This is a genomic window from Lentzea sp. NPDC051208 (genome assembly GCF_040682435.1).
GTDB classification, from domain to species: domain Bacteria; phylum Actinomycetota; class Actinomycetes; order Mycobacteriales; family Pseudonocardiaceae; genus Lentzea; species Lentzea kristufekii.
On record NZ_JBFBAW010000014.1, the window covers coordinates 85,348 to 111,413 of the forward strand.

At 68.3% G+C, this 26,066-nt stretch carries 24 protein-coding genes; 12 read left to right on the forward strand and 12 right to left on the reverse strand.

Annotation, left to right across the window (positions count from 1 at the left end):
• Positions 1-5: 5 nt before the first annotated feature.
• Positions 6-683 (reverse strand): SDR family oxidoreductase, encoded by a 678-nt coding sequence (locus tag AB0M48_RS30755; protein ID WP_363848720.1) that lies wholly within the window; start codon positions 681-683, stop codon positions 6-8.
• A 12-nt stretch (positions 684-695) separates the two neighbouring features.
• Between AB0M48_RS30755 and AB0M48_RS30760 the strand changes: the two genes are divergently transcribed.
• On the forward strand, positions 696-1,871 hold the full coding sequence (locus tag AB0M48_RS30760; protein WP_363848722.1) for an MFS transporter: 1,176 nt from the start codon (positions 696-698) through the stop codon (positions 1,869-1,871).
• On the opposite strand, the gene AB0M48_RS30765 is transcribed toward AB0M48_RS30760, so the two are convergent.
• The 5 genes from AB0M48_RS30765 to AB0M48_RS30785 all read right to left on the reverse strand — a co-directional run bounded on the left by AB0M48_RS30765 (position 1,844) and on the right by AB0M48_RS30785 (position 8,566).
• The gene (locus AB0M48_RS30765) at positions 1,844-2,290 is read right to left on the reverse strand and encodes a DUF3455 domain-containing protein (RefSeq protein WP_363848724.1); all 447 of its coding nucleotides are present in this window, start codon (positions 2,288-2,290) and stop codon (positions 1,844-1,846) included. The two genes, AB0M48_RS30760 and AB0M48_RS30765, sit on opposite strands and share 28 nt — an antisense overlap.
• Positions 2,291-2,429: 139 nt before the next feature.
• On the reverse strand, positions 2,430-2,969 hold the full coding sequence (locus AB0M48_RS30770; RefSeq protein ID WP_363848725.1) for a DUF3455 domain-containing protein: 540 nt from the start codon (positions 2,967-2,969) through the stop codon (positions 2,430-2,432).
• A gap of 115 nt (positions 2,970-3,084) precedes the next feature.
• Positions 3,085-5,184, reverse strand: a complete 2,100-nt coding sequence (locus AB0M48_RS30775) for a PhoX family phosphatase (RefSeq protein WP_363848727.1) — start codon at positions 5,182-5,184, stop codon at positions 3,085-3,087.
• A 129-nt stretch (positions 5,185-5,313) separates the two neighbouring features.
• Entirely contained in the window at positions 5,314-7,335 is a 2,022-nt protein-coding gene (locus tag AB0M48_RS30780; protein ID WP_363848729.1) for a PhoX family phosphatase, read from the reverse strand.
• 64 nt (positions 7,336-7,399) lie between these two features.
• Positions 7,400-8,566, reverse strand: coding sequence for an MFS transporter (locus AB0M48_RS30785; RefSeq protein WP_363848731.1), 1,167 nt, complete (start codon positions 8,564-8,566; stop codon positions 7,400-7,402).
• Between the two features lie 66 nt (positions 8,567-8,632).
• Between AB0M48_RS30785 and AB0M48_RS30790 the strand changes: the two genes are divergently transcribed.
• Complete coding sequence (locus tag AB0M48_RS30790) at positions 8,633-9,262, forward strand: HAD family phosphatase (protein WP_363848733.1); 630 nt, start codon at positions 8,633-8,635, stop codon at positions 9,260-9,262.
• Here the strand turns inward: AB0M48_RS30790 and AB0M48_RS30795 are convergent.
• Positions 9,211-9,792: a hypothetical protein gene (locus AB0M48_RS30795; RefSeq protein ID WP_363848735.1), complete on the reverse strand. Its 582-nt coding sequence runs from the start codon at positions 9,790-9,792 to the stop codon at positions 9,211-9,213. The two genes, AB0M48_RS30790 and AB0M48_RS30795, sit on opposite strands and share 52 nt — an antisense overlap.
• A gap of 94 nt (positions 9,793-9,886) precedes the next feature.
• On the opposite strand from AB0M48_RS30795, the gene AB0M48_RS30800 reads away from it, so the two are divergent.
• Positions 9,887-10,621, forward strand: coding sequence for an SDR family oxidoreductase (locus AB0M48_RS30800; protein ID WP_363848737.1), 735 nt, complete (start codon positions 9,887-9,889; stop codon positions 10,619-10,621).
• A 40-nt stretch (positions 10,622-10,661) separates the two neighbouring features.
• On the opposite strand, the gene AB0M48_RS30805 is transcribed toward AB0M48_RS30800, so the two are convergent.
• Both AB0M48_RS30805 and AB0M48_RS30810 read right to left on the reverse strand, forming a co-directional pair.
• A complete protein-coding gene (locus AB0M48_RS30805; protein WP_363848739.1) occupies positions 10,662-11,747 on the reverse strand; it encodes an inositol-3-phosphate synthase in 1,086 nt (361 codons plus the stop codon).
• Between the two features lie 31 nt (positions 11,748-11,778).
• Entirely contained in the window at positions 11,779-12,315 is a 537-nt protein-coding gene (locus tag AB0M48_RS30810) for a PadR family transcriptional regulator (RefSeq protein WP_030480153.1), read from the reverse strand.
• 164 nt (positions 12,316-12,479) lie between these two features.
• On the opposite strand from AB0M48_RS30810, the gene AB0M48_RS30815 reads away from it, so the two are divergent.
• The 3 genes from AB0M48_RS30815 to AB0M48_RS30825 all read left to right on the forward strand — a co-directional run bounded on the left by AB0M48_RS30815 (position 12,480) and on the right by AB0M48_RS30825 (position 17,475).
• Complete coding sequence (locus tag AB0M48_RS30815; protein ID WP_030480154.1) at positions 12,480-12,878, forward strand: DUF5318 domain-containing protein; 399 nt, start codon at positions 12,480-12,482, stop codon at positions 12,876-12,878.
• Positions 12,879-13,225: 347 nt separating this feature from the next.
• Positions 13,226-15,760 (forward strand): transglycosylase domain-containing protein, encoded by a 2,535-nt coding sequence (locus AB0M48_RS30820; RefSeq protein WP_363848742.1) that lies wholly within the window; start codon positions 13,226-13,228, stop codon positions 15,758-15,760.
• A gap of 101 nt (positions 15,761-15,861) precedes the next feature.
• Complete coding sequence (locus AB0M48_RS30825; protein WP_363848744.1) at positions 15,862-17,475, forward strand: glycosyltransferase 87 family protein; 1,614 nt, start codon at positions 15,862-15,864, stop codon at positions 17,473-17,475.
• On the opposite strand, the gene AB0M48_RS30830 is transcribed toward AB0M48_RS30825, so the two are convergent.
• The 3 genes from AB0M48_RS30830 to AB0M48_RS30840 are packed head-to-tail and all read right to left on the reverse strand — an operon-like array spanning position 17,387 to position 20,583.
• A complete protein-coding gene (locus tag AB0M48_RS30830) occupies positions 17,387-18,394 on the reverse strand; it encodes a GDSL-type esterase/lipase family protein (protein WP_363848746.1) in 1,008 nt (335 codons plus the stop codon). The genes AB0M48_RS30825 and AB0M48_RS30830 overlap by 89 nt on opposite strands.
• A gap of 18 nt (positions 18,395-18,412) precedes the next feature.
• Positions 18,413-19,789, reverse strand: coding sequence for a hypothetical protein (locus AB0M48_RS30835; RefSeq protein WP_363848748.1), 1,377 nt, complete (start codon positions 19,787-19,789; stop codon positions 18,413-18,415).
• A 23-nt stretch (positions 19,790-19,812) separates the two neighbouring features.
• Positions 19,813-20,583, reverse strand: a complete 771-nt coding sequence (locus AB0M48_RS30840; protein WP_363848750.1) for a deoxyribonuclease IV — start codon at positions 20,581-20,583, stop codon at positions 19,813-19,815.
• A 131-nt stretch (positions 20,584-20,714) separates the two neighbouring features.
• Here AB0M48_RS30840 and AB0M48_RS30845 point away from each other — a divergent pair, with 131 nt between their 5' ends.
• From AB0M48_RS30845 to dnaB, 6 genes are all read left to right on the forward strand, one after another.
• Positions 20,715-21,647 carry a hypothetical protein gene (locus AB0M48_RS30845; RefSeq protein ID WP_363848752.1) on the forward strand — a complete coding sequence of 311 codons (933 nt, stop codon included), beginning with the start codon at positions 20,715-20,717 and terminating at the stop codon, positions 21,645-21,647.
• Between the two features lie 101 nt (positions 21,648-21,748).
• Complete coding sequence (gene rpsF, locus AB0M48_RS30850) at positions 21,749-22,123, forward strand: 30S ribosomal protein S6 (RefSeq protein WP_258946620.1); 375 nt, start codon at positions 21,749-21,751, stop codon at positions 22,121-22,123.
• Between the two features lie 29 nt (positions 22,124-22,152).
• Positions 22,153-22,665 (forward strand): single-stranded DNA-binding protein, encoded by a 513-nt coding sequence (locus AB0M48_RS30855; protein ID WP_084401535.1) that lies wholly within the window; start codon positions 22,153-22,155, stop codon positions 22,663-22,665.
• A 58-nt stretch (positions 22,666-22,723) separates the two neighbouring features.
• Positions 22,724-22,963 carry a 30S ribosomal protein S18 gene (gene rpsR, locus AB0M48_RS30860; RefSeq protein ID WP_030480165.1) on the forward strand — a complete coding sequence of 80 codons (240 nt, stop codon included), beginning with the start codon at positions 22,724-22,726 and terminating at the stop codon, positions 22,961-22,963.
• 17 nt (positions 22,964-22,980) lie between these two features.
• A complete protein-coding gene (gene rplI / locus AB0M48_RS30865) occupies positions 22,981-23,433 on the forward strand; it encodes a 50S ribosomal protein L9 (protein WP_363848755.1) in 453 nt (150 codons plus the stop codon).
• A gap of 597 nt (positions 23,434-24,030) precedes the next feature.
• Complete coding sequence (gene dnaB, locus AB0M48_RS30870; protein ID WP_319983419.1) at positions 24,031-26,058, forward strand: replicative DNA helicase; 2,028 nt, start codon at positions 24,031-24,033, stop codon at positions 26,056-26,058.
• Positions 26,059-26,066 lie beyond the last annotated feature (8 nt).

Sequence of the window (26,066 nt, forward strand, 5' to 3'; positions counted from 1 at the left end):
GACAACTAGTGGGGCCGGGACCTCACGTTGATCTCGGTGATGTGGGCGTCGGGCGTCGCCAGCACGGCCGACGCCACCGCCCGCCCCACCGAGGCCGGGTCGATGTACTTCGACGGGTCGTACTCGCCGCCCTCCTGGCGCCGCACTTCCTCCTGCATCGGCGTCGCGGTGCGGCCGGGGTAGACCGTGGTCACCCGCAACGACGGCTCGTCGCCGCGCAGGGCGTCGGCGTAGGCGCGCAGGGCGAACTTCGAGGCCGCGTAGACGCCCCAGCCGGGGTTGGCGTTCAGGCCGGCGCCCGAGTTGATCAGCACCACGTGGCCGGAGGCCGCGCGCAGCTGCGGCAGGACGAGGTTGGTCAGTTCGGCCACCGCGAAGACGTTCACGTCGAACGTCCTGCGCCAGTCGTCCTGGGAGGCCTCGGCCAGCGGGCCGAGCAGGGCGATGCCGGCGCTGTGGACGATCACGTCGAGGCGTGAGACGGCGGTCAGGTCGGCGCTGGCGACGTTCGTCAGGTCGAACGGCCAGGCCTGCGCGCCGGGGAGCTCGGCGGCCAGCAGGGACAGCGACGTCTCGTCGCGGCCGCCTAGCAGCAGGTCGTGGGTCGAGGCCAGACTTCTGGCGATGGCCGAGCCGATTCCGCTGGATGCCCCGGTGACGAGGGCGACCGGACGATCACTCATGGGGGGACCATAGTGCCCAGGAAGTTGATCCTGCCGTACCTGTGCCTGCTCTACTTCATCAACTACCTGGACCGGGTCAACATCGGGTTCGCCGGGCCGAACGGCATGTCGGAGGAGCTCCAGCTCTCGGCGACGGTGTTCGGGTTCGCGTCCGGCGTGTTCTTCATCGGGTACCTGCTGCTCGAGGTGCCGAGCAACCTGGCCCTGCACAGGTTCGGGGCGCGCAAGTGGATCGCGCGGATCATGGTCAGCTGGGGGATCGTCGCCACGGCCATGGCGTTCGTGCCCAACGGGACCGTGCTGGTCGTGCTGCGGTTCCTGCTCGGCGTGGCCGAGGCCGGGTTCTTCCCCGGGATCATCCTGTACCTGACGTACTTCTACCCGCAGAAGGACCGGGCGCGGATCGTCGCGCTGTTCATGGTGGCGGTGCCGATCTCGACGGCGATCGGGTCCACGTTCAGCGCGTTGCTGATCCAGTGGACGGACTGGCGCACGATGTTCCTGATCGAGGGGCTGCCGGCGATCGCGCTGGCGTTCGTGACGTGGTTCTGGCTGCCGGACAAGCCCGAGGACGCGCCGGAGGAGCCTGCCGAAGAGCACTGGCCGTTGAAGAAGGCCCTGACGCATCCCCGGATCCTGGCGCTGAGCTTCGTGTACTTCGGGATCGTCTACGGGCTCTACACGCTGGGGTTCTTCCTGCCGACGATCATCAAGGGGCTGGCGCCCGGAGCCGGGATCGTCGAGCGCGGGCTGATCAACGCGATCCCGTACGTCCTCGGCGCGGTCGCCATGGTCCTGTGGGCCAGGCACGGCGACCGCACCGGAGAACGGAAGTGGCACGTCGCCGCGCCGATGTTGCTGGGTGGTGCGGCGATTCCGGTGGCGCTCTACCTCGACAGTCCCGTCGCGGCGATGGTCGCCGTCTCGGTGTGCGCCATCGGTGTCTGTTCCGCCCTGCCCACGTTCTGGGCGCTGCCCACGAGTTTTCTCGGCGGTGCGGCCGCGGCGGGCGGGATCGCGATGATCAACTCACTGGGCAACGTGAGCGGTTTCGTGGCGCCTTACGTGACCGGCTGGCTGCGTGACGTCACCGGGACCCAGAAGACCGGCCTCTGGGTCGTCGGCATCACGATGATCACGGCAGCGGTGGTCGCGCTCGTTCAGAGGGCGGGGACGGAGAAGGTGTAGAGGGCTTCGTAGCGGACGGAGGTCTGGGCGCCCTCGGTGCAGCTGCCGGCGGGTGCGACGCCGCCCTTGGTGTTGAGGCGCTGCACGTAGCTGACCCCGGCGAACGTTCCTTCGCCCCTGGTCGACTTGGCCTTGAGCAGGAGTTCCGGAACGGCTCCGGGAACGTCGTTGCGAGCGCCGTCGACCGGGGCGGCCTCGACCGCGCTGCCGTCGACGGTGGAGACCCAGACCGGACCGCGCGAGTGCAGTCCGACCGCCCTGCCGAGCCGGTCCGCCAGCGTTGCGGCGGGTTCCAGGCCCTTCCACGCTCCGGCCGTGCAGGTGTAGGTCTGCACGCCCTTGGCGTACAGCTTGGCGACGATCTTGTTGCCGGACGGGACCTGAACCGCGGGTGCGACCCTCGCGTCAGACCCGTTCATGGCTTCCGGGGTTGGCGCGGCGGTGGAGCCGGCACCTCCCACGAGGATGCCCAGAAGAGTTGATGAGACCAGGACGATGCCAGCACGTTTCATCACCTCAGTGCGTACGGCCGGGTTTCCGGGCCGGTTCAGTACCGTCTCAGTTGGCGGGCGCGAAGAAGGTGTAGAGGGCCTTGTACGGAACGGACGTCTGCGCGCCGGCCGTGCAGCCGCCGGACGGGGCGAGGCCACCCTCGGTCGCGAGGCGCTGGACGTAGGTGACCTTGCCGAACAGGCCGTCGCCGCGTGCGGTCTTGGTCTTCAGCAGGAGCTCGGGGACAGCGCCCTTGACGTCGTTCTTGGCTCCGTCGACCGGAGCCGCCTCGACCGCGCTGCCGTCCACCGTGGAGATCCAGACGGGGCCGCGGGAGTGGATGATGATCGGCTCGTCGTTCTTGTCGACAAGCGTCGCGGTGGGCTCTAGACCCTTCCACGCGTTGCCCGTGCAGGAGTACGTCTGGACGCCCGTGGCCCGGTATTCGCCGACCAGCTCCTGACCTGCCGGGACCTGGACGGCCGCCGCGACGGGAACGTTCTCCGCCTGAGCGACGGGAGTGGGCGTTGCGGTGCCGGTGGTGGAGGTGCCACACGCAGCAAGACCCAGAAGAGCAGCAACACCAACAACAAGACGAACATTCACAACTCACTCCAAAGTGGACGACCAATGTGGACTTGGCTGTCCGCGGTGCAGCCACCCATCACACGGACGGGCGGCTGCACCGGTTCACAAGATCAGAGTGAGCCAGGGCACACGATCAGTCGCAGATCTTGCGACGGTCCTTGCGCCACACCACCGCGACGGACGGGCGCGGCTGCGAGGTGCCACCGTCCGGCCAGTGCGACAGCGGGTTGTTGGCCGAGGCGCCGTCGATCTCGCCGGGGTGCTGCACGGACACCAGCACGAAGTCCTCGGTGATGACCGGGCCGCAGGTCTCCGCACCCAGGGGCACGGTGAGGAACTGCTTCACCTGGCCGCGGCGCTTGCCGGAGACGGGCACCGCGAACAGGCCGTCGTTGGAGCCCAAGGCGTTGCCGTCCGTGGAGATCCACAGGTTGCCGTGCGTGTCGAACGCGACGTTGTCCGGGCAGGAGATCGGGCTGACCTGCGACTTGTCGAAGCCGCCGAAGTACGTGCCGGGGTCTTTCGGGTCACCGCAGACCAGCAGCAGCTTCCAGGAGAACGTCAGCGCCGTGTTGTCGCTGCGGCGCTCCTCGATCTCCAGCACGTGGCCGTGCCTGTTGCCGTTGCGCGGGTTGATCTCGGTCGGGCCTTCCTTGCCCGCCTTGCCGCGGTCGGTGTTGTTGGTCAGCGCGGCGTAGATCCGGCGGTTGTGCGTCGAAGGCTCAACGTCCTCCGGGCGGTCCATCTTCGTGGCGCCCACCTTGTCGGCGGCCAGGCGCGTGAAGATGTAGACCTCTTCGGCCGTGAAGCCCGGCACGAACGACTTGTCGTTGTGCGCCAGGGCGATCCACTCGCCCGAGCCGTCGAACTCGCCGTCCTTGGGCAGCGTGCCGTCGCCGACGATCTCGGCGGCCGGGCTGTCACCCGTGAACTTGGCGACGTAGAGCGTGCCCTTGTCCAGCAGCTTCTTGTTGTGCTCGCGGGCGCGCTTCGAGTCGCCCTTCTGCATGCGCTCGTCCGTGACGAACTTGTACATGTAGTCGAAGCGCTCGTCGTCGCCCATGTACGCGACCACGCGGCCGTCCTTGGCGACGATGACGTTCGCGCCCTCGTGCTTGAAGCGGCCGAGAGCGGTGTGCTTGACCGGCGTCGACTTGGGGTCGAGCGGGTCGATCTCGACGATCCAGCCGAAGCGGTTGGCCTCGTTCGGCTCCTGGGCCAGGTCGAAGCGCTTGTCGAACTTCTCCCACTGGCGCGTTGTCGCGCCACCGCTCATGCCGTAGCGGGCGAGCTTGGCCTTCGTGTCCGGGTCGGCGACCTGGTTCGCGTTGGCGAAGTACTGGTTGAAGTTCTCCTCGCCGGACAGGATCGTGCCCCACGGCGTGACGCCACCGGCGCAGTTGTTCAGCGTGCCCAGGACCTTCTTGCCGGACGGGTCGGCGGAGGTCTTGAGGTGCTTCGACCCGGCCGCGGGACCGCGCACCTCGAACGGTGAGGTGGCCGTGATCCGGCGGTTGTACTTCTTCATGTCGTCCTTGCACACGACGAGCTTGCCGGTGCGGTGCTCGCGGTCGACCATCACGACCGACATGCCGTGCGCGGCCCACGCGATCTTGGCGTGGCGCTCGGTGACCTTGTCCGCCGCCCAGTCCTTGAACATGAAGGACTCGGACGAGTACTCGTGGTTGCTCACCATGAGCCAGCTGTCCCAGGAGCCCGGCACCGGCACGAGACCGCAGAAGTCGTTGTTGAAACCGAACTGCTTGGCCTGCGCCTCGGGCGTCTGGTTGTCGAAGTCGAACTTCGGCGCGTCGGGCAGCACCGCGTCACCCCAGCGGATGACGACGTCCTGCTGGAAGCCCTGGGGCACGGCGATCTGGTCGAGGGTGTTGGGCTGCACCGGCTCGAAGTTCAGACCGTCGTCGTTCTTGCCGCCGCCGAACTTCAGGTCGACGTCGAGGTCGGCGTGCGCCGGGGCGGCGGCGGCCGCACCGGAGAACGCGAGCGCACCGGCGCCGGCGGCCGCGACGACCGCACCGGCCTTCAGCATGCCGCGGCGGCTCACGACCTCCTTGACGACGTCACCGAAGTACGCGTTCTGCGACGTGTTGGGCGCCTCGTGGGCACAGGCGTTGCCGCAGCGGAACTCGCAGGTGACGGCCTGACGCCCGAGCGGGTGGTTGGTCGGGAGCAGGGGCAGCAGGCGACGGCCCCGATCGGTGGGTGAGGACACGCAGGCCTCCGAGATCGGTCAGTGTGGGAACTGGCCGAACCTAAGAGCCGAACGAGTTCGCCAGCCGTCCAGAAGGTGAACGGCGGGCGAACTCGTACTACTCCCGAACGATCACAGCACGCAGGGTGATCAACCGATTTCACCCAGCTGACGACGGCCCTTGCGCCACACCGCGACGACCGACGGACGCGGCCGCGAGGTACCCCGGTCCGGCCAGTTCGAGACGGGCTTGTCGGCGTTCGCGCCGTCCACCTCGCCGGGGTGCTGGACGCACACCGTGATCACCCGCTCGCCGATCACCGGACCGCACGTCTCACCGCCGCGCGGCACCGTGAGGAACAGCTTGAGGTGGCCGCGTTCCGGGCCTTCCAGCGGCACGCCGTAGAGGCCGTCGTTCAGCCCGTCGAGCTTGCCGTCCGCGTCCGTGGAGATCCACAGGTTGCCGTGCCGGTCGAACGCCACGTTGTCCGGACTGGAGATCGGGCTGACCTGCGACTTGTCGTAGCCGCCGAAGTAGGTGTTCGGGTCCTCCGGGAAGCCGCAGACCAGGAACAGGCCCCAGTCGAACGTCAGGGCGAGCGCGTCACCGCGGCGTTCGACCAGCTCCAGCACCTGGCCGTGCCGGTTGTTGACGCGCGGGTTCGGCTCGGTCGCGCCTTCCTTGCCCGGGGTGACGCCGCGTTCGACGTTGTTGCTGAGCGCGCAGTAGACCGTGCCGGTGCGCGGGTGGCACTCGATGTCCTCGGGGCGGTCCATCTTCGTCGCACCGACCTTGTCCGCCGCGATGCGCGTGAAGACGTACACCTCCTCGGCGGTCATGCCGGGCACGAACGACTTGGTGCCCGCCGCCAGCGGAATCCACTCGCCGGTGCCGTCGAACTTGCCGTCGCTGGGCAGCTTTCCGGTGCCGTCGATCTCGGAGGCGGGGCTGTCGCCCTTGAAGCGGGCCACGTAGAGCGTGCCGTCGTCCAGCAGCGTCATGTTGTGCCGGCGCGCGGCCTTGCTGTTGCCCCGCTTCATCTTGCCGGTGGAGATGAACTTGTAGATGTACTCGAACCGCTCGTCGTCACCGGAGTACGCGACCACGCGGCCGTCGTCGGCGATCCGTATGTTCGCGGTCTCGTGCTTGAACCGGCCGAGGTGCGTGTGCTTGACCGGCGTGGAGTCCGGGTCGTTCGGGTCGAGCTCGATGACCCAGCCGAACCTGTTGACCTCGTTGGGTTCCTGCGCGAGGTCCCAGCGCTTGTCGAAGCGCTCCCACTTGCGGGTGGTGGCGGTGCCGGTGACGCCGTACCTCGTGAGCCTCGGGTCGTTGCGACCGGCGGCGTTGCCGAAGTACTGGTTGAAGTTCTCCTCGCCGGACAGGATCGTGCCCCACGGCGTGACGCCGCCCGCGCAGTTGTTCAGCGTGCCTAAGACCCGTTTGCCCGTGGGGTCCACGGAGGTCTTCAGCAGGTCGCTGCCCGCGGCAGGGCCGCGCACCTCGAACGGCGTGTGCACGGTGATGCGGCGGTTGTACTTGCTGAACTTCGCCTTGTAGTGGCCGGAGAACAGCGAGCGCTTGATCATGAAGATCGACAGGCCGTGCGCGGCCCAGGCGATCTTCACCTGTTCCTCGGTGGGGTTGTTCGGGTCGTAGCCGCGGAACATGAACGGCTCGCTGGTGTACTCGTGGTTGGTGACCATGATCCCGGTCAGTTCCAACGGGTCCAGCGGCAGGATGGCGGCGAAGTCGCAGTTGAAGCCGAACTGCTTCTCCTGCTTGGCCGCGGTCTGGTCGTCGAAGTCGAACTCGGGGACGCCGGGGAACAGCGGGTCGCCCCAGCGGATCACGACGCCCTGCTCGTACCCCTCGGGCACGACGACCTCGTCCTTGGTGTTGATCTCGACGGGCTTGAAGTCGAGACCCCTCGGCGGGCGGTGGCTCCGGGTCTCGGGCTCGGCGGCGGCAGCGGTCGTGGGCAGTGCGACCGTTGCCGCGGCGGCGACCACGGCACCGGCTTTGAGCGCGGTGCGGCGGCTGATCAGATCGCCGAAGTAGGGGTTGTCCGAGGTGTTCGGAACCTCGTGGAAGCACGCGTCCCCGCAGCGGTACTCGCATGTCACCGCCGCTCTGCCGACGCGGTGGTTGACGAGTGGCAGAGGGATCATGGTGGTGGCCTCCTACGGTCGGTGCGGGAACCAGCACCGACCGTAGGCTTCCGTTCATGCTTTGTTAACCCACAAGTTGTTCACCCGCGAGGACAGCTTCGGACGGAACGTCCCTTGTGTCCGTCCGGTTGAGGGTCAGCAGTCCGGCGGCGACGACGCAGAGGACAGCGGCGACGACGAACGGCTGGGCCAGGTGGCTGACGAACGTCGCCGCCAGAGCGCCGCCGAGCCAGCGCAGGAAGTTGTACCCGGCACTCGCCACCGGCCGCGGCGCGTCGCTGACGCTCATCGCGGCACCGGTGAACAGCGTGTTCAGCAGCCCGCTCACCAGGCCGCTCACGATCACCGCGACCACCAGCAACGGCTTGCCGGGCACCGCCATCAGCAGCATGAGCACGGCGAAAGCCAGTACAGATCCGATGATCGCCCGCTTCTCGCCGACGCGCTCCGCGAGCCGAGGAGCGAGGAAGACGCTCGAGACGGCGACGCACACACCCCAGCCGAAGAAGATCAGCCCGATCTCGACGGCACCCCACCGCAGGACGAAGGGCGACCAGGCGAGAACTGTGAAGAACGCGGCCGTGTAGAGCGCCGCTCCGATCGAGGTGCGCAGCAGGACGGGGTTCCTGAGGGCCTTCAGCGGGTCGAGCACGCTGATCCTCGGACGTTCGAGGTGCGAGTCCTTCGCCAGGAACGTTGCACAAAGGATCAGCGCGGCCGCCATGAGGATCGCGGTGCCGAGGAACGGCCCGCGCCAGGAGAAGCTGCCGAGCAGCGCCCCCAGCAACGGCCCCACGCTCAGGCCTAGGCCGAGCGCGGCCTCGTAGAGCAGGATCGCGGACTTCTGCCCGCCGCTGGCGGCGCCGACGATGACGCTGAGCGCGGTGGCGATGAAGAACGCGTTGCCGAGCCCCCACACGGCCCGCAGTCCGACGAGCTGACCGATGCTGCCCGCCGCCGAGCACAGCAGCGTCGCGACGACGATCAGCGCGAGCCCGCCGACGAGCGTGCGCTTGGCGCCGAACCGGGCCGTCGCGGCACCCGTGAAGAGCATCGCCACGACCTGGACGCCGAGGTAGGAGGAGAAGAGGAGGGTGACCTGCGACGGTGTCGCGTGCAGACCCTCTGCGATGGACAACAGGATCGGGTCCACGAGCCCGATCCCCATGAAGGCGATGACCGCGGCGAACGCCGTGATCCACACCTGCTTGGGCTGAGCCTTGAAATTCACTTCGCCATCCTAACCGATTTGATTAGCATGGCGAAGTATCCTGCGCCACAGGGTACCGTTCACGGCGTGGATGCGGTGATCTTCGACCTCGACGGCGTGCTGATCGACTCAGAGCAGGTGTGGGACGAGGTGCGCCAGTCCTTCGCCGCCGCTCACGGCGGGGTGTGGACCGCCGAGGCGACCCGCGCCATGCAGGGGATGTCGACGCCGGAGTGGGGCGCGTACCTGGTGTCGGACGTGGGTGTCCAGCTGACGCCCGCCGAGGCGTCCGGCGGCGTGATCGCCGAGATGGAGAAGGCCTACGCCGCGCACCTGCCGGTGATCCCGGGCGCGGTGGACGCGGTTCGCGCGGTGGCGTCGCGCTTCCCGGTCGCGATCGCGTCTTCGGCACCCGCCGTGCTGATCAAGGTGTTCCTCGATGTGACCGGGCTGCCCGTGCCCGTCGCGGTGTCCTCGGAAGAGTGCGCCGCGGGCAAGCCGTCACCAGACGTGTACTTGCTGGCGGCTTCGCGACTCGGCGTTCCAGCGTCTTCTTGTTACGCCGTCGAGGATTCGACGAACGGCCTGAAGGCGGCCCTGGCGGCGGGCATGACCGTGCTCGCCGTGCCGAACCCGCACTTCCCACCCGCTGAGGACGTGCTGGCTCAGGTTCGGGTGCTGTCCTCGATCGCCGGCCTGCCGGACGCGCTGGCGTAACTGGTCGCGGCCATCCCGATCGCGATGCACGTGCAGGCGAGGACACCCTTCGGCCAGTAGATGTGGCTGCTGAGGAACAGGTAGCTGCCCAACAGCAGGAAGACGGCGCCGGGGATCGCCTTGAGGCGGTGCTTGACCAGCGCGTACACCACGATCGCGACGCTGGCCGCCAAGAAGCACCACGCACCAACGGTTCCGAGCTGGTTACCGATCTTGAACAACGGCTGGTCGGCACTGGTGCGACCGCCGTTCGCCAGCGTCATCGCCCCGCCGCCGATCCCTGCCAGCGCGTCCAGCGCGCCGTAGAAGACGACGTAGCCGAAGGTCGCGGCGCGAGCCGGGTAGCGGACGTACTTGGGGACGTCGTCCAGCAGAACCCATTGCGCGGCACCGAGCAGCGGGAAGATCACCGCCAGGATGATGTGCATGTTCTGCCACCACAGCGCGGTCGACGCGTCCAGGTGGTGGGGGTGGGTCAGGCCGATGCCGGCGAGGACCAGGCCGGGGAGGGCGACCAGCAGCGTGCGCACCGGCCGAACCTAGCGGAAGCAGGGCTTTCGCTGAGACTCCGAACACGCGAATGTGTCTGTGCCTGCACGGCCGCCGCTGCCTAGCGTGGCGGGCATGACGCAACGAGTTGCCGTGGTCACGGGCACGGCGCAGGGCATGGGACTGCGGATCGCCGACGTGCTGCGCGAGGACGGGTTCGCCGTCGTCGGGTTCGACCTGCGGGAGAGCGAGGACGGGATCGTCGGCAACGTCGCCAGCGCCGCGGACGTCCAGCGGCTCACCGAGCACGTGACCGGCACCTATGGCCGGGTGGACGTGCTGGTCAACAACGCCGGGATCGCGGGCATCGTGCCGTTCGAGGACACGAGCCTGGAGCAGTGGGAACGGATCATGGCGGTCAACCTGACCGGGCCGTTCCTGCTCACGCAGGCGCTGGGCAGGATCATGCTCGAGCAGGGCAGCGGCAGCGTCGTCAACATCGCGTCCGTCGCCGGGCTGCAGGGGGTGGCGGACCGGGCCGCGTACAACACGACGAAGCACGGGCTGATCGGGTTGACGCGCACGCTCGCCGTCGAGTGGGGCGGGCGGGGGATCAGGGTCAACGCCGTGTGCCCCGGCTGGGTCAAGACCGAGATGGACGTCGAGTCGCAGGCCGGTGGCCACTACGTCGACGAGGACATCACGGACCACGTGCCGGCGGGCCGGTTCGCGGCGCCGGACGACATCGCGCAGGCCGTGCGGTTCCTGGCCGGCGACAACTCCAGGTACGTCAACGGGGTCGCACTGCCCGTCGACGGCGGGTGGACCGCGGACGGCAGCTGGCAGAAGCTGCGGCTCTCGAAGCGGTGAAGAAGGGCCGCTCTCACGAGGAGAGCGGCCCTTCACGGCATCAGACCTCGCCGCGGATGAACTTCTCCACGGCCTCGTGCGCCTCGGAGTCCGAGTACTGCACGGGCGGGGACTTCATGAAGTACGACGACGCCGAGAGGATCGGGCCGCCGATGCCCCGGTCGAGGGCGATCTTCGCCGCGCGCACCGCGTCGATGATGATGCCCGCGGAGTTCGGGGAGTCCCAGACCTCCAGCTTGTACTCGAGGCTCAGCGGCACGTCGCCGAAGGCGCGGCCTTCCAGGCGCACGTAGGCCCACTTGCGGTCGTCGAGCCACGCCACGTAGTCCGACGGTCCGATGTGGACGTTGCGCTTGCCCATGTCGCGGTCCACCTGGGACGTGACGGCCTGGGTCTTGGAGACCTTCTTGGACTCCAGGCGCTCCAGTTCCTTCATGTTCAGGAAGTCCATGTTGCCGCCGACGTTCAGCTGCATGGTGCGGTCGAGCTGGACGCCGCGGTCCTCGAACAGCTTCGCCAGCACGCGGTGCGTGATGGTGGCGCCGACCTGGGACTTGATGTCGTCACCGACGATCGGGACGCCGGCCGCGCGGAACTTCTCCGCCCACTCCGGGTCCGACGCGATGAAGACCGGCAGGGCGTTGACGAAGCCGACACCGGCGTCGATGGCGCACTGGGCGTAGAAGCGGTCCGCGTCCTCGGAACCCACGGGCAGGTACGAGACCAGCACGTCGACCTCGGCCTCGCGCAACGCCGCGACGACGTCGACCGGCTCGGCGTCGGACTCCTCGATCGTCTCGCGGTAGAACTTCCCGAGACCGTCGAGGGTGTGCCCGCGCTGCACGACGACGCCGAGCGGCGGCACGTCCGCGATCTTGATCGTGTTGTTCTCGCTGGCTCCGATGGCCTCCGAGAGGTCGACCCCGACCTTCTTCGCGTCCACGTCGAACGCGGCGACGAACTCGACATCGCGCACGTGGTAGTCACCGAACTGCACGTGCATGAGACCGGGCACGCGGGTGCTCGGGTCGGCGTCCCGGTAGTAGTGGACGCCCTGCACCAGCGACGCCGCGCAGTTGCCAACCCCGACGATGGCCACTCGAACGGTGCGGCGGTTTTCGCCCATTGCCGAGTCCTCCTTGATCAACAGTGAAGTACTACTCGTCCTGCTCGGACTTCTCGTGCGCGATGAGCTCGTTGAGCCACCGCACCTCACGCTCCGTGCTCTCCAGGCCTTGGCTGTGCAGCTCGCGGGTGTAGCGGTCGATCTGCTCACCCGTGCGCGTGAGCCGCTCGCGAAGCCCTTCCCTGCGTTCTTCGACACACCGCCGGCGGCCCTCCAGGATGCGCATCCTGACGTCGGCCGGCGTGCGCGAGAAGAACGCCAGGTGGACTCCGAACGAGTCGTCGTCCCAGGTCTGCGGACCGGCGTTGGCCAGGAGATCGGCGAACCGCTCCTTGCCCTCCGGCGTCAGCTTGTAGACCTTGCGCGCCCGACGTCCCCAAGAAAGAGCCGATTCCTCCGGCCCCTCCTCCACGATCAGGCCCGCACGTTGGAGTCGCCGCAGTGTTGGGTACAGCGATCCGTACGAGAACGCGCGAAACGCTCCGAGCAGGTCATGCAAGCGCTTGCGCAGCTCGTAGCCGTGCATGGGCGCCTCGTGCAGCAGGCCGAGCAGCGCGAACTCGAACACGAGTCACCTCCTCGCGCCTGCACCGATAGGTGTGGTGAGTATATCGGTTCGATACATCGATGGCTCCTCGTAACTGTGGGATGTGGCACACCGTGATACCGCGCCAGGGCGCGCTGCCCTGAACGGCCCAGCACCCAAAAGCGCCCGGCACGTACTCTGGTGACGTGTTGACCCAACGGCAGGTGGTGGACTACTCGCTGCAGCGGCGTGCGCTGCTGGCGGAGGTCTATGCCGGTCGCACGGGCACCATGGAGGTCTGCGACGCCAACCCGTACCTGCTGCGAGCTGCGAAGTTCCACGGGACGGCAACCGACGTGCCGTGCCCCGTGTGCCGCAAGGAACCGCTCACGCACGTGTCGTGGGTCTACGGTGACGAGCTCAAGCACGCGGCCGGCTCGGCGCGGACACCTGAAGAACTGGTGAAGATGGCGAACCTCTTCGACGAGTTCTCCGTGTACCTAGTTGAAGTTTGTCGCACGTGCAGTTGGAACCACCTGGTGCAGTCATACGTCCTGGGGAAGCGTGGGCTGGAAAAGCCACGCAGGAGGACTGCGGCGGAATGACCCACAGGTGACACTGCTCCGAATGAAGTACGACCACCGAACCGTGTGCTGATGCACACCGGTCTGGGAGGCCTTTTCACGTGAACGACCAGCATGATGACCGGCAGCGCGGAGGCGAGCCGCAGTGGCCGACCGGGGACGACCCGGATGGCGGCGGCGCGAGGCGCGATGTCCCGAATCAGCCGCGACCGGGAACCCCACCCGGTGGTTTCGCGCGCCCTCCCCAGGGTGGCACGCCACCCGGTGGTTTCCCACAGCAGCAGCCCCCGCGCCGCCCGAACGGACCAGGCGGTCCGCAGGGTGGTCCTGGTGGCCCGCAGGGTGCACCAGGGCGTCCGCCGGGCCCCATGAGCGGTCCCGGTGGTCCCCAGGGCGGTCCCGGTGGTCCCCAGGGCGGTCCCGGCGGTCCGGGCAACCGTCCTCCGACGCCTCCCGGCGGCATGCCCATCGCCCCGCCTCCCGGTGCCCGTCGCCCCGGTGGACCGGCGGGTCCCGGTGGCCCGCAGGGCGGTCCTGGCGGCCCCGGCCGTCCCGCCATGCCCCCGCGCAACCCCGGTGAGGACCGCACCACGCAGATGCCGCCGGTCAACCGGCCGACGCAGCGCGAGCCCGAGCTCATCACCCACCGCGAGCCTGACGACGAGTTCCTCATGGCCGGTGTGCACGACGATGACGACGACGAGTACTACGACGACGAGCCGGAACTCACCGAAGAGGAGGAGCGTCGTCTGCGCAAGAAGAAGATCTGGAAGCGCATCAGGATCGCCGCCTTCGTCTCGATCGGCCTGATGATCCTGGGCCCGGTGATCGCCATCGCGGTCGCGTACCCGCTCGTCGAGTGGCCGCGCCCGAACGACATCGCGGCCGGCCAGGACAAGACGATCACGCTGCTGTACTCCGACGGCACCGAGATGGGCAAGATCACCTCGCCCGGCGAGAACCGCACGCTGCTGACGTTCGAGGAGCTTCCGGACACCGTCAAGCAGGCCGTCATGGCCGCGGAGGACGCGAACTTCTACGACAACCCCGGCTTCGACGCCAAGGCCATCGTCCGCGCCGTCTGGATCCAGGCGACCGGCGGCAGCTCGGGTGGTTCCGGTCTGACGCAGCAGTACATCAAGAAGGCGACCGGTCAAGAGGACGCGACGCTGACTCGCAAGTTCAAGGAGCTCGTCAAGGCCTTCAAGATGAGCAACGAGTCGGACCACCACACGATCCTCACCGCGTACATGAACACGGTGTACTTCGGTCGTGGCGCGAACGGCATGAAGGCCGCGGCGCAGGTCTACTACAACAAGCCGATGGCGGAACTCACTCCGTCCGAGGCCGCCCTCATCGCCGGCATGATCCAGACCCCCTCGTGGTCGGAGGACGAGGAGTACGCGAAGAAGCGCTGGGAGTTCGTGATGAACCAGATGCTTCAGAAGAAGTGGATCAGCCAGGCCGACTACGACGCCCGCCAGTTCCCGAAGCCTCTGCCGTTCGAGCAGACGCAGCCCGCGACCCTCGAAGGCCCGCTCGCCCGCGTGAGCCAGCAGGTCCAGAACGAGATCGACAGCGAGCTCGTCGGCCTCACGATGGAGAAGGCGCAGAAGGTCGGCGTCACCGTCACCACGACGATCGACCCGAAGATGCAGAAGGCCGCGCTCGACGCCGTGGACTCGGTGATGGCGGGCCAGGACCCGGAGCTGCGCACCTCGCTCAGCGCGATCGAGCCGCAGTCCGGCGCCGTCAGGGCCTACTACCCGGGCAAGGACGGCCTCAAGGGCATCGACTACGCCAAGGGCACGATCCAGGAGGCCGGCTCGTCGTTCAAGCCGTTCGACCTGGTCGCAGCCCTGAAGGCGGGCAAGGGCATCGGCGACACCTACGACGCCACCCCGCGCAAGATCGCCGGCATCGAGGTCCGCAACGCGAGCAACAGCACGTGCGGCAAGCAGTGCCCGATCAAGCAGGCCATGAAGGAGTCCCTCAACACCGTGTTCTACGACATGGTGGCGGGTCCTGAGGGCACGGGCACGAAGGCCGTGGCGGACGCGGCGCACGCGGCCGGCATCCCGAAGGTCGTGAAGGTCGGCGGCCAGGAGAAGCAGACCCTGATCGGCGAGGGCGGCAACGCCCCCACGGCCGGTATCGCCATCGGCGCCGACAGCGCCCAGGTGCGGCCGTTCGACATGGCCTCGGCGTACGCGACCTTCGCGGCTCGCGGCGTCTACCGCCAGCCGTTCTTCGTCTCGAAGATCGTGGGCCCCACCGGCGACGTCCTCTACCAGCACGTCGACCAGCCGGTGCCGGCGTTCGACCCGGTCGAGACGAAGAGCCGCGACATCGCCGACAACGTCACCGAGACGTTGAAGGAGATCCCGGCCTTCTCGAAGATCGGGTGTGCGGGCAACCGCGAGTGCGCGGGCAAGACCGGTACCCACGAGCTCCCCGGCAGCCTCGACCAGAACTCGAAGGCGTGGATGGTCGGCTACACGCCGCAGCTGTCCGCCTCCGTGTGGGTCGGCAAGGACCAGGGCAACGTGGCCATCAAGGACAAGACCGGCAAGGCCGTCTTCGGCTCCGGACTGCCCGGTCAGATGTGGAAGAAGTTCATGGACGGGGCACTCGCGGGCGTGCAGAAGGAGGCGTTCCCGAAGCCGGTCCCGCTGGGCAACTTCAACCCGCCGCGCAAGTCCGAACCGCCGTCGGCTCCGCCCAGCAGCAACAACCCGCCGAGCAACACCCAGCCGTCGCTGAGCACGGAACCGTCCAAGCCGTCGCAGACGAAGCCGCCGAACCCCGGCTGCATCCCGGGCATCAACTGCCCCGATCCGTCCGACGACCCCGGTACGTCCACCAGCGGCCGCCCCAGGGGCGGTAGTCCAGGAGACGGCTGACCAGTGAAGGGGCCCGGTGCACACGCACCGGGCCCCTTCGCTTTGTGCGGTACCTGGGATGTTGACCACGGCGAAACGGTCTTGGCCGTAACATCCGCCCCGTGCCCAGCAGCCCTGCCGAGCGTCCCGCCGAGGTCTCCGAGACGGATCTCGCCGAGGAAACCGACTCGCTCACCCGCGAAGAACGCGTCGCACCCACGTGGACCGAGTCCCTCGCGCGCGGCCTGAGCAGACCGTTCGGCGGTCCGCTCGGGGAGCACGCGCAGGTCGGCCGGAACTACTTCTGGACGGCGCTGCGGGTGATCCTGATGCTCGCCGTGGTCACGTTGCTGCTGGGCTGGGTGCAGAAGTCGCCGTGCATCCAGCAGTACACCGACGACAAGGGCGTCGTGCAGCTCGACTGGCGGGGCAGCAAGCAGTTCACCGCGCTCTGCTACTCCGACACGGTGCCGCTCTACACCGCGGAACGGCTCGACCAGCGCGGTTCCTTCCCGTACATCACGTCGTGGAAGGACGACGAGGGCAAGCCGACCGAGCACGTCCGGTACATGGAGTACCCGGTGGTCACCGGCTTGTTCATGTGGCTCAACGCGCGCGTGGCGCAGGGGCTCGTGGCGCTCGTGCCGGGGATGCCGATGACCGTGATCGTGTTCTTCAACGTCACGGCGTTCTGGCTGGCGGTCGCGTGGCTGGTGACGGTGTTCTCGGTCGCCAGGATCGCGCGGCGCAGGACGTGGGACGCGGCGATCGTGGCCGTGTCACCGCTGGTCGTCGTGCACGCGTTCACCAACTTCGACACGATCGCGACGGCGTTCGCGACGGCCGGGCTGCTGGCGTGGGCGCGGAAGAAACCCGTGCTCGCCGGAGTGCTGCTGGGGCTCGGTGGTGCGGCGAAGCTCTACCCGTTGTTCCTGCTCGGGCCGTTGCTGCTGTTGTGCTGGCGGTCCAACAGGATCAAGGTCGGTCTCACCACCACGGCCGCGGCCATAGGCGCGTGGGCGCTCGTCAACGCGCCGATCGCCTTGAACCCGGCCTCGCAGACGGGGTGGCGTGAGTTCTTCCGCCTCAACACCGAACGCAACGCGGACCCGGACACGCTCTACAACGTGCTCGTGCAGTGGACGGGGTGGCAGGGCTTCGACCCCGGACTGACGCAGGGACAACCGCCGACGATCCTCAACACGGTCAGCATGGTGCTGTTCCTCGTCTGTTGCGCCGGCATCGCCTACGTGGCCCTCTCGGCACCGACGCGGCCACGGCTGGCGCAGCTCGGGTTCCTGGTCGTGGCGGCGTTCCTGCTGACGAACAAGGTGTGGAGCCCGCAGTACTCGCTGTGGCTGGTGCCGCTGGCCGTGCTGGCGTTGCCGCGCTGGAAGCTGCTGCTGGCGTGGATGACGGTCGACGCGCTGGTGTGGGTGCCGCGCATGTACTTCTACCTCGGCACGGACAACAAGGGCCTGCCGATCGACTGGTTCCTCGGCGCGGTGCTGTTGCGCGACGCCGCCGTCGTCATGTTGTGCGTGATGATCCTCAAGGAGATCTACCACCCGGAGCGCGACCTCGTGCGGCAGGCGGGCGACGACCCGCTGGCGGGCGTGCTGGCCGACGCGCCGGACCGCCGGCTGATCACACCCGCACGAGGCGAGCCATTGCACCGAATGCGTTCCCGTTCGGATGCAGATGATCACCGGAGTCGAACTCCGGACGCAGTCTGAGCGGATCGGCGGGGTCGCGCACGGCCTCGTCGAAGTCGATGGCGTCGCGGAAGGTGGCGCGGATCCACGCGTTCACCTTCTGGCGCTGCTGTTCCCTCTCCTCGGTCCAGGTGTACCAGCCGCGCCACGGCGTGATGGTGCCGACGTGGAACTCCACGCCCTCGTTGCGGCATCGCAGCTGAACCGTGCGGATGCCCGCGATGACGTTCTCCGCGCTGACGCCGCCCTGGATGTCGTTGATGCCGCCCAGCAGCACGACCTTGCGGACCTCGTTGCTGAACAGGACGTCCCGGTGCACACGGGTGACCATCGGTGCGTTGCCCAGCACCACGCCGTTGCCGCTGATGCCCGCGTTCAGGACCGCGTAGTCGCTTCGCACCAACGACGGCCAGGTGTCTCCGTAGAACCCCTCGGTGATCGAGTCACCGAACATCACGACCGCGCCCGGCGCGGTGAATCCCGCGACCTCGACGGCCGAGACGAGGCAGATCTGATCACGCGCGGACGTGATCGTGCGATGCGCACGGGCCTGGCAGGGCGTACCGGCGGGGGCGTACGTGCTGATCTCCAGCGTCTTGGTGACCTCGAGCTGCACGGCGTCGCTGTAGACCTCGGCGCGCGCTCTGATCGTGACGCCCTTGGACCTGCCGAACGTGAGTTGCCGCGTCTCACCGTTCGCGGTGACCATCACCTGCTCGACGCGGACCGGCTTGATGCCCATCAGGTTGGACAGGCGCACACGGACCGAGGTGCCGCCCGCCGCGAGGTCGACCGTCGTGCGCACGCCCTGGTCCGGCACCGAACCCGACACCGTCGGCACGGCCTGCCACACGGGCAGCCAGCGGATCACCTCCGAGCGCACGGGCACACCGGAGGCACCGCAGGCCAGCAACAACGCCAGCACGATGATCACCCTCACGGATGAAGTCTGCGGCGATCAGCTCTTCGCTGCCACAGCCCCGCGGATGAACTTCAGGTCTTCCCGGTCGTCCTCGGTGACGTCCCTGGCCTTGAGGAAGGCCACGAACAGCGCCACGAGCAACGCGGCCCGGCCCCACACGCCGATCATCACGGCCTGCGCGGAGAAGCTGTCGTAGATCCCGGCCGGCTGGCCGAACTCGATCGCCCAGAACCAGCGGAAGATGCCGATGCCCATGGCCAGGTCGACCGCGAAGTAGGCGAAGGCCCACACCAGCCGCACGCGCAGCAGCACGAGGAACGGCACCAGCCACAGCGTGTACTGCGGTGAGTGGACCTTGTGCAGCAGCATGAAGCCGCACAGCATCGCGCCGGACACCGCGATCCACGGGTAGCTGCCCTCACGGCGGAACCGCAGCCAGCCGTAGCCCGCGGCGATCGCGAACGAGAGCAGGATCGTGATCGGCGAGATGACGCCGACCAGCGACTGCATCGCGTCGTCGCCGATGAACGGCCGCAGGCCCCAGTACCAGATCGAGTTCGTGGTGATGTCGACCCTGCGCAGCGACTGGAACTCGAACGACGCCGCCCAGCCGTCGTAACCGGCGATCGCGAACGGCAGGTTGACGAGCACGACCGTGATGATCGAGGCCAGGCCGACCTTGACCGCGCCGACGACGTCGACCTTCTTGCCGTCCGGCATCTCCTGGCCGCGCCAGCCGCCGGTGGCGACGAAGAGCATCAGCGGCAGCACGAAGGCGGCCGGGTAGACCTTGAACGCGAACCCGAGCCCGAGCAGCACGGACGCGACCGTCGCTCTTTCGACCAGCGGCCGGTTCCACCGGTGCACCACGAAGACCGCGGCGACCGAGCACAGGACGACGGGCAGGTCCCAGTTGTGGAAGGCGTAGAGGATCAGCGGTGGCCCGATCGCCCACAGCAACGCGCGCCAGCGGGCCAGCTTGCCCAGCAGCCAGCCCGTGAGCAGGCCGAACGGCGCCATCAGCAGCGACGAGTAGAGCAGGTACTCCGCGTCGTTGTGCGCGAAGATCGCACCCGCCCAGATGAGCAGGCCGGAGAGCACCGGGTACTCGACCGAGCCCCCGATGAGGATGCCCTTGTCGTTGATGTTGCCGTCGACGTACGGGAAGACGTGCCGGTCGATGTCGCGCCCGATCCATAGGTGCTGGATGTCGGAGTAGCAGACGTCTTCCTTGTTGCGCTCGTCGTAGTCGGGCTGCGTGCGGCCCCACTGGTCGAACGCGGGACCGGTGCAGCGGTCCTTGTTGACGAAGCCCAGCAGCAGCGTGAGCCCGCACAGCAACACGAGCACGGCGGCGGCAGCGCTGCCGAAGCGGTTCACGAAACGCCCGGCGTCGCCTCGCTCGGGCGTCACGCTCACCACCTCGTGCACCGTGTTCACCGGCCGGCGCGGTCGCGCAGGAAGGCGATGTCGTCGGCCTGGCCCTCGTCGGGCGTCTCCACCACGACGGGACATCCGGCCGCGGCGACCACGGCCGCCAACTGGTCGGCGTCGATGGTGCCAGTCTTGATGTTGTCGTGCCGGTCGCGCGAGGAACCGAACTCGTCGCGAGAGCTGTTGAGGTGCACGAGGTCGATCCGGCCGGTGATCGCTTTCACCCGGTCGACGATGCCGACCAGGTCCTCACCGGCGGCGAACGCGTGGCAGGTGTCGAGGCAGAAGCCGGCGCCGAACTCGCCGACCGCGTCCCAGAGCAGCTTGAGGGAGTCGAACGTGCGGGCCATGGCTCCGTCGCCGCCCGCGGTGTTCTCGATCAGGACCGGGACCGCGAAGCCGCCCTCGGCGACCTGGCGCTCGAAGAACTTGCGCCAGTTCGCGAAGCCCTCCGCCGGGTCCTCGCCCTTGGTGACGTGGCCGCCGTGCACGATCAGGCCCTTGGCGCCGACCGTCGCGGCGGCCTCCGCGTGCTGGATCACGTTCTTCCTGGACGGAATCCGGATCTTGTTGTTCAGCGACGCGATGTTGATCATGTACGGGGCGTGCACGAACACGTCCAGGCCGGAGGCGAGCAGGGCCTCCGTCTGCGGGTGGGGTTTGGGCTTCTTCCACCCCTGCGGATCCGACAGGAAGAACTGGACGACCTCGGCCCCGCGTTCGGCCGCGGCGCCGACCGGGTCGTCGTCGCGTACATGGGCCCCGATGCGCATACGCAGGAGGGTAGTCGGCGCCCACAACGCCATCGCAGCCGCCGCCGATAGGAGTAATCGAAAAAACTGGGGATGGTCTACGTCACCACCAGGACCTACGGTCGTTACTTGAGAGTAGGAAAGGGGTTCGCATGAGGCTGTTGAGCGTCGCCGCCACGGCGCTGCTGGCCCTGGCGTCCGCTTCGGTGGGCGGGGTCGCGCACGCGGCAGATCCCATCGTGGTCGGCAGTTGTGCCACGACCGTGCAGGGCGCGCCCGGCACCCCCGTCTCTCTGAGTCCGGCCGCCGTGACGCAGCCGATCACGGACCTCGTGCGCGCCGTCCCGTTGCTCGGGCCGCCGCTCGCCGAACCGTTCAAGCAGGCGTTCGCGCAGGCCAAGCCCATGCCGATCGGCGCGGTGCAGGTCGGCACGACGACCATCAGCGGTGGCACGATCGCCAACGCGGTGATGGTCGAGGTGAACAAGATCCCGCTGCTCGGGCCGATCCTCGGCACGCTCGACAAGACCGTCCGCGCCACCCTGACGCAGGGCTGCCAGGTGACCGTCGTCGGCGTGAACCAGGCCGTCGCGCCCGTCCAGGACGGCGCCAAGGCCGTCGCGGACGCCTCGCAGCAGGCCGCCGGCGCGATCCCCGGCGCACCGAAACCGCCTGGTCAGCAGCCCCAGCCGCAGCCGGGGACCAACCCCGGCACCCAGCCGGGCACCCAGCCCGGCGTTCCCGGCGTGGGCGCGGGTGCTCCCAGCAACCGCGACTTCGCGCTCTACCCGATCGGCTCGAACTTCGGCCGCGTGCCGCTGTTCAGCTACGGCTCGCTGCCGTTCGCGATGCCCGGCCTCTACTCGCCGTCGCCCGGTGTGCGGTACGGCTCGCAGGTGCCCCGCGCGTCCAACGGCACCGGTGTCGAGGGCGACTCGGTGCTGGCCGCCGGCCGCGCCACGGCGTTGCCCAGGCTGAGCGGACCCGGCGGTGTCGGCGCTCCGGTGCTGGTCGCGGTGCTGATGCTCGCCCTGGTCACCGGTGCGCTGGTGCGGACCTGGGCGCTGCGCCGCACCCCTGCGTAGTCGCCGGACGCGCTCTGTTAACCTTTGTCAGTTGCTGACGCGACGACCCTCCTGCCACGGAAAGCCCGTGGCCGCGAGTCCACAGGAGGTGAGTGGTCCTCATGCGTCATTACGAAGTGATGGTCATCCTCGACCCCAGTCTCGACGAGCGCACTGTCGCACCGTCGCTCGACACGTTCCTCAACGTCATCCGCACCACGGGCGGAAACGTTGAGAAGGTCGAGGTGTGGGGCAAGCGCCGGTTGAGCTTCGAGATCAACAAGAGCAGCGAGGGCATCTACGCGGTGCTCGACCTGACCTCGACGCCGGACGCGGTGAAGGAACTGGACCGCCAGCTGGGTCTGCAGGAGACGGTGCTCCGGACGAAGGTCCTGCGCCGCGAGCCCGCCAAGGCCGCCAAGTTGGCCGCCAAGGCCAAGGCCAAGTCGGACGCCAAGTCGGCCAAGTCGGCGGCCCGCGCCGCCGCCAGGGCCTGACGAACCTCGACTAGGGGAGCTCCCAAGACATGGCTGGTGAGACGACGATCACGGTAGTCGGAAACCTGACTGCCGACCCCGAACTCCGCTTTACCCAGTCCGGTGCGGCGGTGGCCAGCTTCACGGTCGCCTCCACGCCCCGCACGTTCGACAAGCAGTCGGGCGAGTGGAAGGACGGCGAAGCGCTGTTCCTGCGGTGCAACGTGTGGCGGCAGGTCGCCGAGAACGTGGCCGAGTCGCTCACCCGCGGTTCGCGAGTGCTCGTCTCCGGACGGCTGCGCCAGCGTTCCTTCGACACGAAGGAAGGCGAGAAGCGCACTGTCGTGGAGCTGGAGGTCGACGAGATCGGCCCCTCGCTGCGCTACGCGACCGCGAAGGTCAACAAGGTCAGCCGTGGAGACGGCGGCGGTGGCGGCGGCTTCGGCGGCGGCGGCGGTCAGCAGTCTCGCGGCGGTGGCGGCGGCGCGCCCGCGGACGACCCGTGGGGTTCTGCCCCGCAGGCCGGTTCCAGCGGCGGCTTCGCCGACGAGCCCCCCTTCTAGACCGACTGCACCGGTCATCCAGTACTTCATTCACCGCGTAACCAGGAGTTAGAGACACATGGCCAAGCCGCCTGTGCGCAAGCCCAAGAAGAAGGTCTGCGCCTTCTGCAAGGACAAGAGCGCGTCCCTGATCGACTACAAGGACACGACGCTGCTGCGGAAGTTCATCTCGGACCGCGGCAAGATCCGTGCCCGCCGCGTCACCGGCAACTGCTCGCAGCACCAGCGCGACGTCGCTGTTGCCGTGAAGAACGCCCGTGAGATGGCCCTGCTGCCCTACACCTCGACCGCTCGCTGAGAGAAGGAGACACCGCGATGAAGCTCATCCTCACCGCTGACGTTTCCGGCCTTGGCGCTCCCGGCGACATCGTCGAGGTCAAGGACGGCTACGGCCGCAACTACCTGCTCCCGCGTGGTCTCGCGATCGTCGCGACCCGTGGCGCGCAGAAGCAGATCCAGGTCATCACCCGCGCGCAGGACACCCGCCGCGTGCGCGACCTGGACCACGCCAAGGAGATCAAGACCGCGCTCGAGGGTCTCTCCGTGACGCTCAAGGCCAAGGCCGCCGCCGGCAGCAGCAAGCTGTTCGGCTCGGTCACCGCGTCGGACGTGGCGGCTGCCGTCAAGTCCGCCGGTGGTCCGGTCCTGGACAAGCGCGCCATCGAGCTGCCGGGTCACATCAAGACCACCGGCAAGCACTCGGTCACGGTTCGCCTCCACCCCGAGGTCACCGTCGCCCTGCCGCTCGAAGTCACCTCCGCCGAGTAGCTAGCCCTGCTCGCCGCTGACGCGGCTTCGCAGTGCTCGGCTTCGGGTGTCTGTTGCGGAGGCGACCCCGCAGGCCCCGATGCCACACGTTGGTTGGGATCGCCCACGGTTCGGTTTGCTGAAGCGCTGCCCACCCGGAATGCTCCGGGCGGGTGGCGCTTTCGCTCGTTCGGAGCACTGCCGCCCTGTCCACTTCCTGTGGATAAACCGGGTGTTCAGCGTGGTCGCGACACGCCGAAGAGGGTGTTTTTCGCGACACGCCGAGGGTGTGGCGCACAACTTTTTCCACAACTTGTGCACAGCCTTTGAGCTGCAGTTACTTCTGTCACTCCACTGGTTGTCAACAGGTTGTCCCCAGCTCCGTGAGCCCTGTGGGCAACCATCCACAAGTTGTCCCCCAGTTGTCCACAGGGCGATCCACACGCTGGTTTGCTTGCTCCGGACGGGTCCCTCTAGCGTCGCTGTCAGGGCAAGGCCATCGCACAGCGTGGCCGTCCGAAATTGTCGGTGCCGCGCGGTACAACTAGGTGATCCAGGCACCGGCTCTCGACTTCTCGCAGGGGTGATTCGGCAGTGGCGCTCGTGGACGACCGGGGCATGGCTGAGCCCGCATTCGAGCGTCAGCCGCCCCAGGACCTCGCGGCGGAGCAGTCCGTGCTCGGCGGCATGCTGCTGTCCAAGGACGCGATCGCGGACGTCATCGAGGCACTCGCGCCCAACGACTTCTACCGCCCTGCGCACCAGGCGATCTACGACTGCATCCTCGACCTGTACGGCCGCGGCGAGCCCGCCGACCCGATCACCATCTCGGCCGAGCTCGAACGCCGCGGCGAGCTGCTGCGCGTGGGTGGCGCGCCGTACCTGCACACGTTGATCGCGACGGTCCCCACGGCCGCGAACGCCGGCTACTACGCCGAGATCGTGGCCGAGAAGGCGGTGCTGCGCCGCCTGGTGGAGGCCGGCACGCGCATCGTGCAGCTGGGTTACAACGGCGCCGAGGGCGCGGACGTCGACGAGGTGGTCGACCGGGCGCAGGCCGCGATCTACGAGGTCACCGACCGCCGCACCACCGAGGACTACGTCGCCCTCGAAGACCTGCTCCAGCCGACCATGGACGAGATCGACGCCATCGCGTCCCGAGGCGGCATGTCGCAGGGCATCCCGACGGGCTTCGCCGACCTCGACGCCCTGACCAACGGCCTGCACGGTGGCCAGATGATCATCGTCGCGGCCCGCCCCGGTGTCGGCAAGGCGCTCGCCCTGGACACCCCGCTGCCCACGCCGACCGGCTGGACGACGATGGGTTCCGTGTCGGTGGGCGAGTTCCTGATCGGCGCCGACGGCCGTCCGACCCGCGTGGTCGCCGCGACCGAGGTGATGACGGGCCGCCCGTGCTTCGAGGTCGAGTTCTCCGACGGCACCGTGATCGTGGCCGACGCCGAGCACCAGTGGCTGACGGAGTCGTGCAGCGAGACCGGCGGCTTCTGGGCGATCCGCACCACCGCGCAGCTGTTCGAACGGGTCGGCCTGTGCCGCATGTTCGTGCGCATGTCCGCGGCCTGGGACCTGCCGACCGCGTCGTTGCCGCTGTCCCCCCGCGCGCTCGGCCTGTTCCTGTCCGGCCTGGGCGACATGGAGCTGACCGACGACGAACTGCGCGTCGCCAAGGAACTCGACCTGGCCGACGACCCGCACATCCCGGCCGCGTACCTGCGCGCGTCCCACAAGCAGCGCGCGGAACTGCTGGCGGCCCTGCAGATCGACGGCCGCTTCGCCCGCCTGCGCCGCGACGTCGACGAGCTGATCGCCGGCCTGGGCGAGCACGACCAGGTGGAGATCGTCGCGGTCCGCCCGGTCGCCTCCGTCCCGGTCAGGTGCGTGCAGGTCGACAACCACGACCACCTGTACCTCGCGGGCGAGACGATGATCCCGACCCACAACTCGACGCTGGGCCTCGACTTCGCCAGGTCGTGCTCGGTCAAGCACGGCATGACCAGCGCCATCTTCAGCCTGGAGATGAGCCGCACCGAGATCGTCATGCGCATGCTCTCCGCCGAGGCGCGCATCCGCCTGAGCGACATGCGAGGCGGCACGATGAGCGACGACGACTGGACCCGCCTGGCCCGCCGCATGAGCGAGATCAGTGAGGCCCCGCTCTTCGTGGACGACAGCCCGAACCTCACGATGATGGAGATCAGGGCCAAGGCCCGCCGCCTCAAGCAGCGCCACGACCTCAAGCTCGTCGTCGTCGACTACCTCCAGCTGATGTCGTCGGGCAAGAAGACCGAGTCGCGCCAGCAGGAGGTCTCGGAGTTCTCCCGAAACCTCAAGCTGATCGCCAAGGAACTCCACGTCCCGGTCATCGCGATCTCCCAGCTCAACCGAGGCCCGGAACAGCGAACCGACAAGCGCCCGATGCTCTCCGACCTCCGCGAGTCGGGCTCCCTGGAGCAGGACGCCGACATGGTCATCCTGGTCAACCGCCCCGACGCCTGGGAACGCGACGACCCGCGCGCCGGCGAGGCCGACCTGATCATCGCCAAGCACCGCGCGGGCCCGACCGCCACCATCGTCGTGGCGCACCAGCTGCACTACAGCCGCTTCACGGACCTGGCCCAGACGTAGGCCGCGCC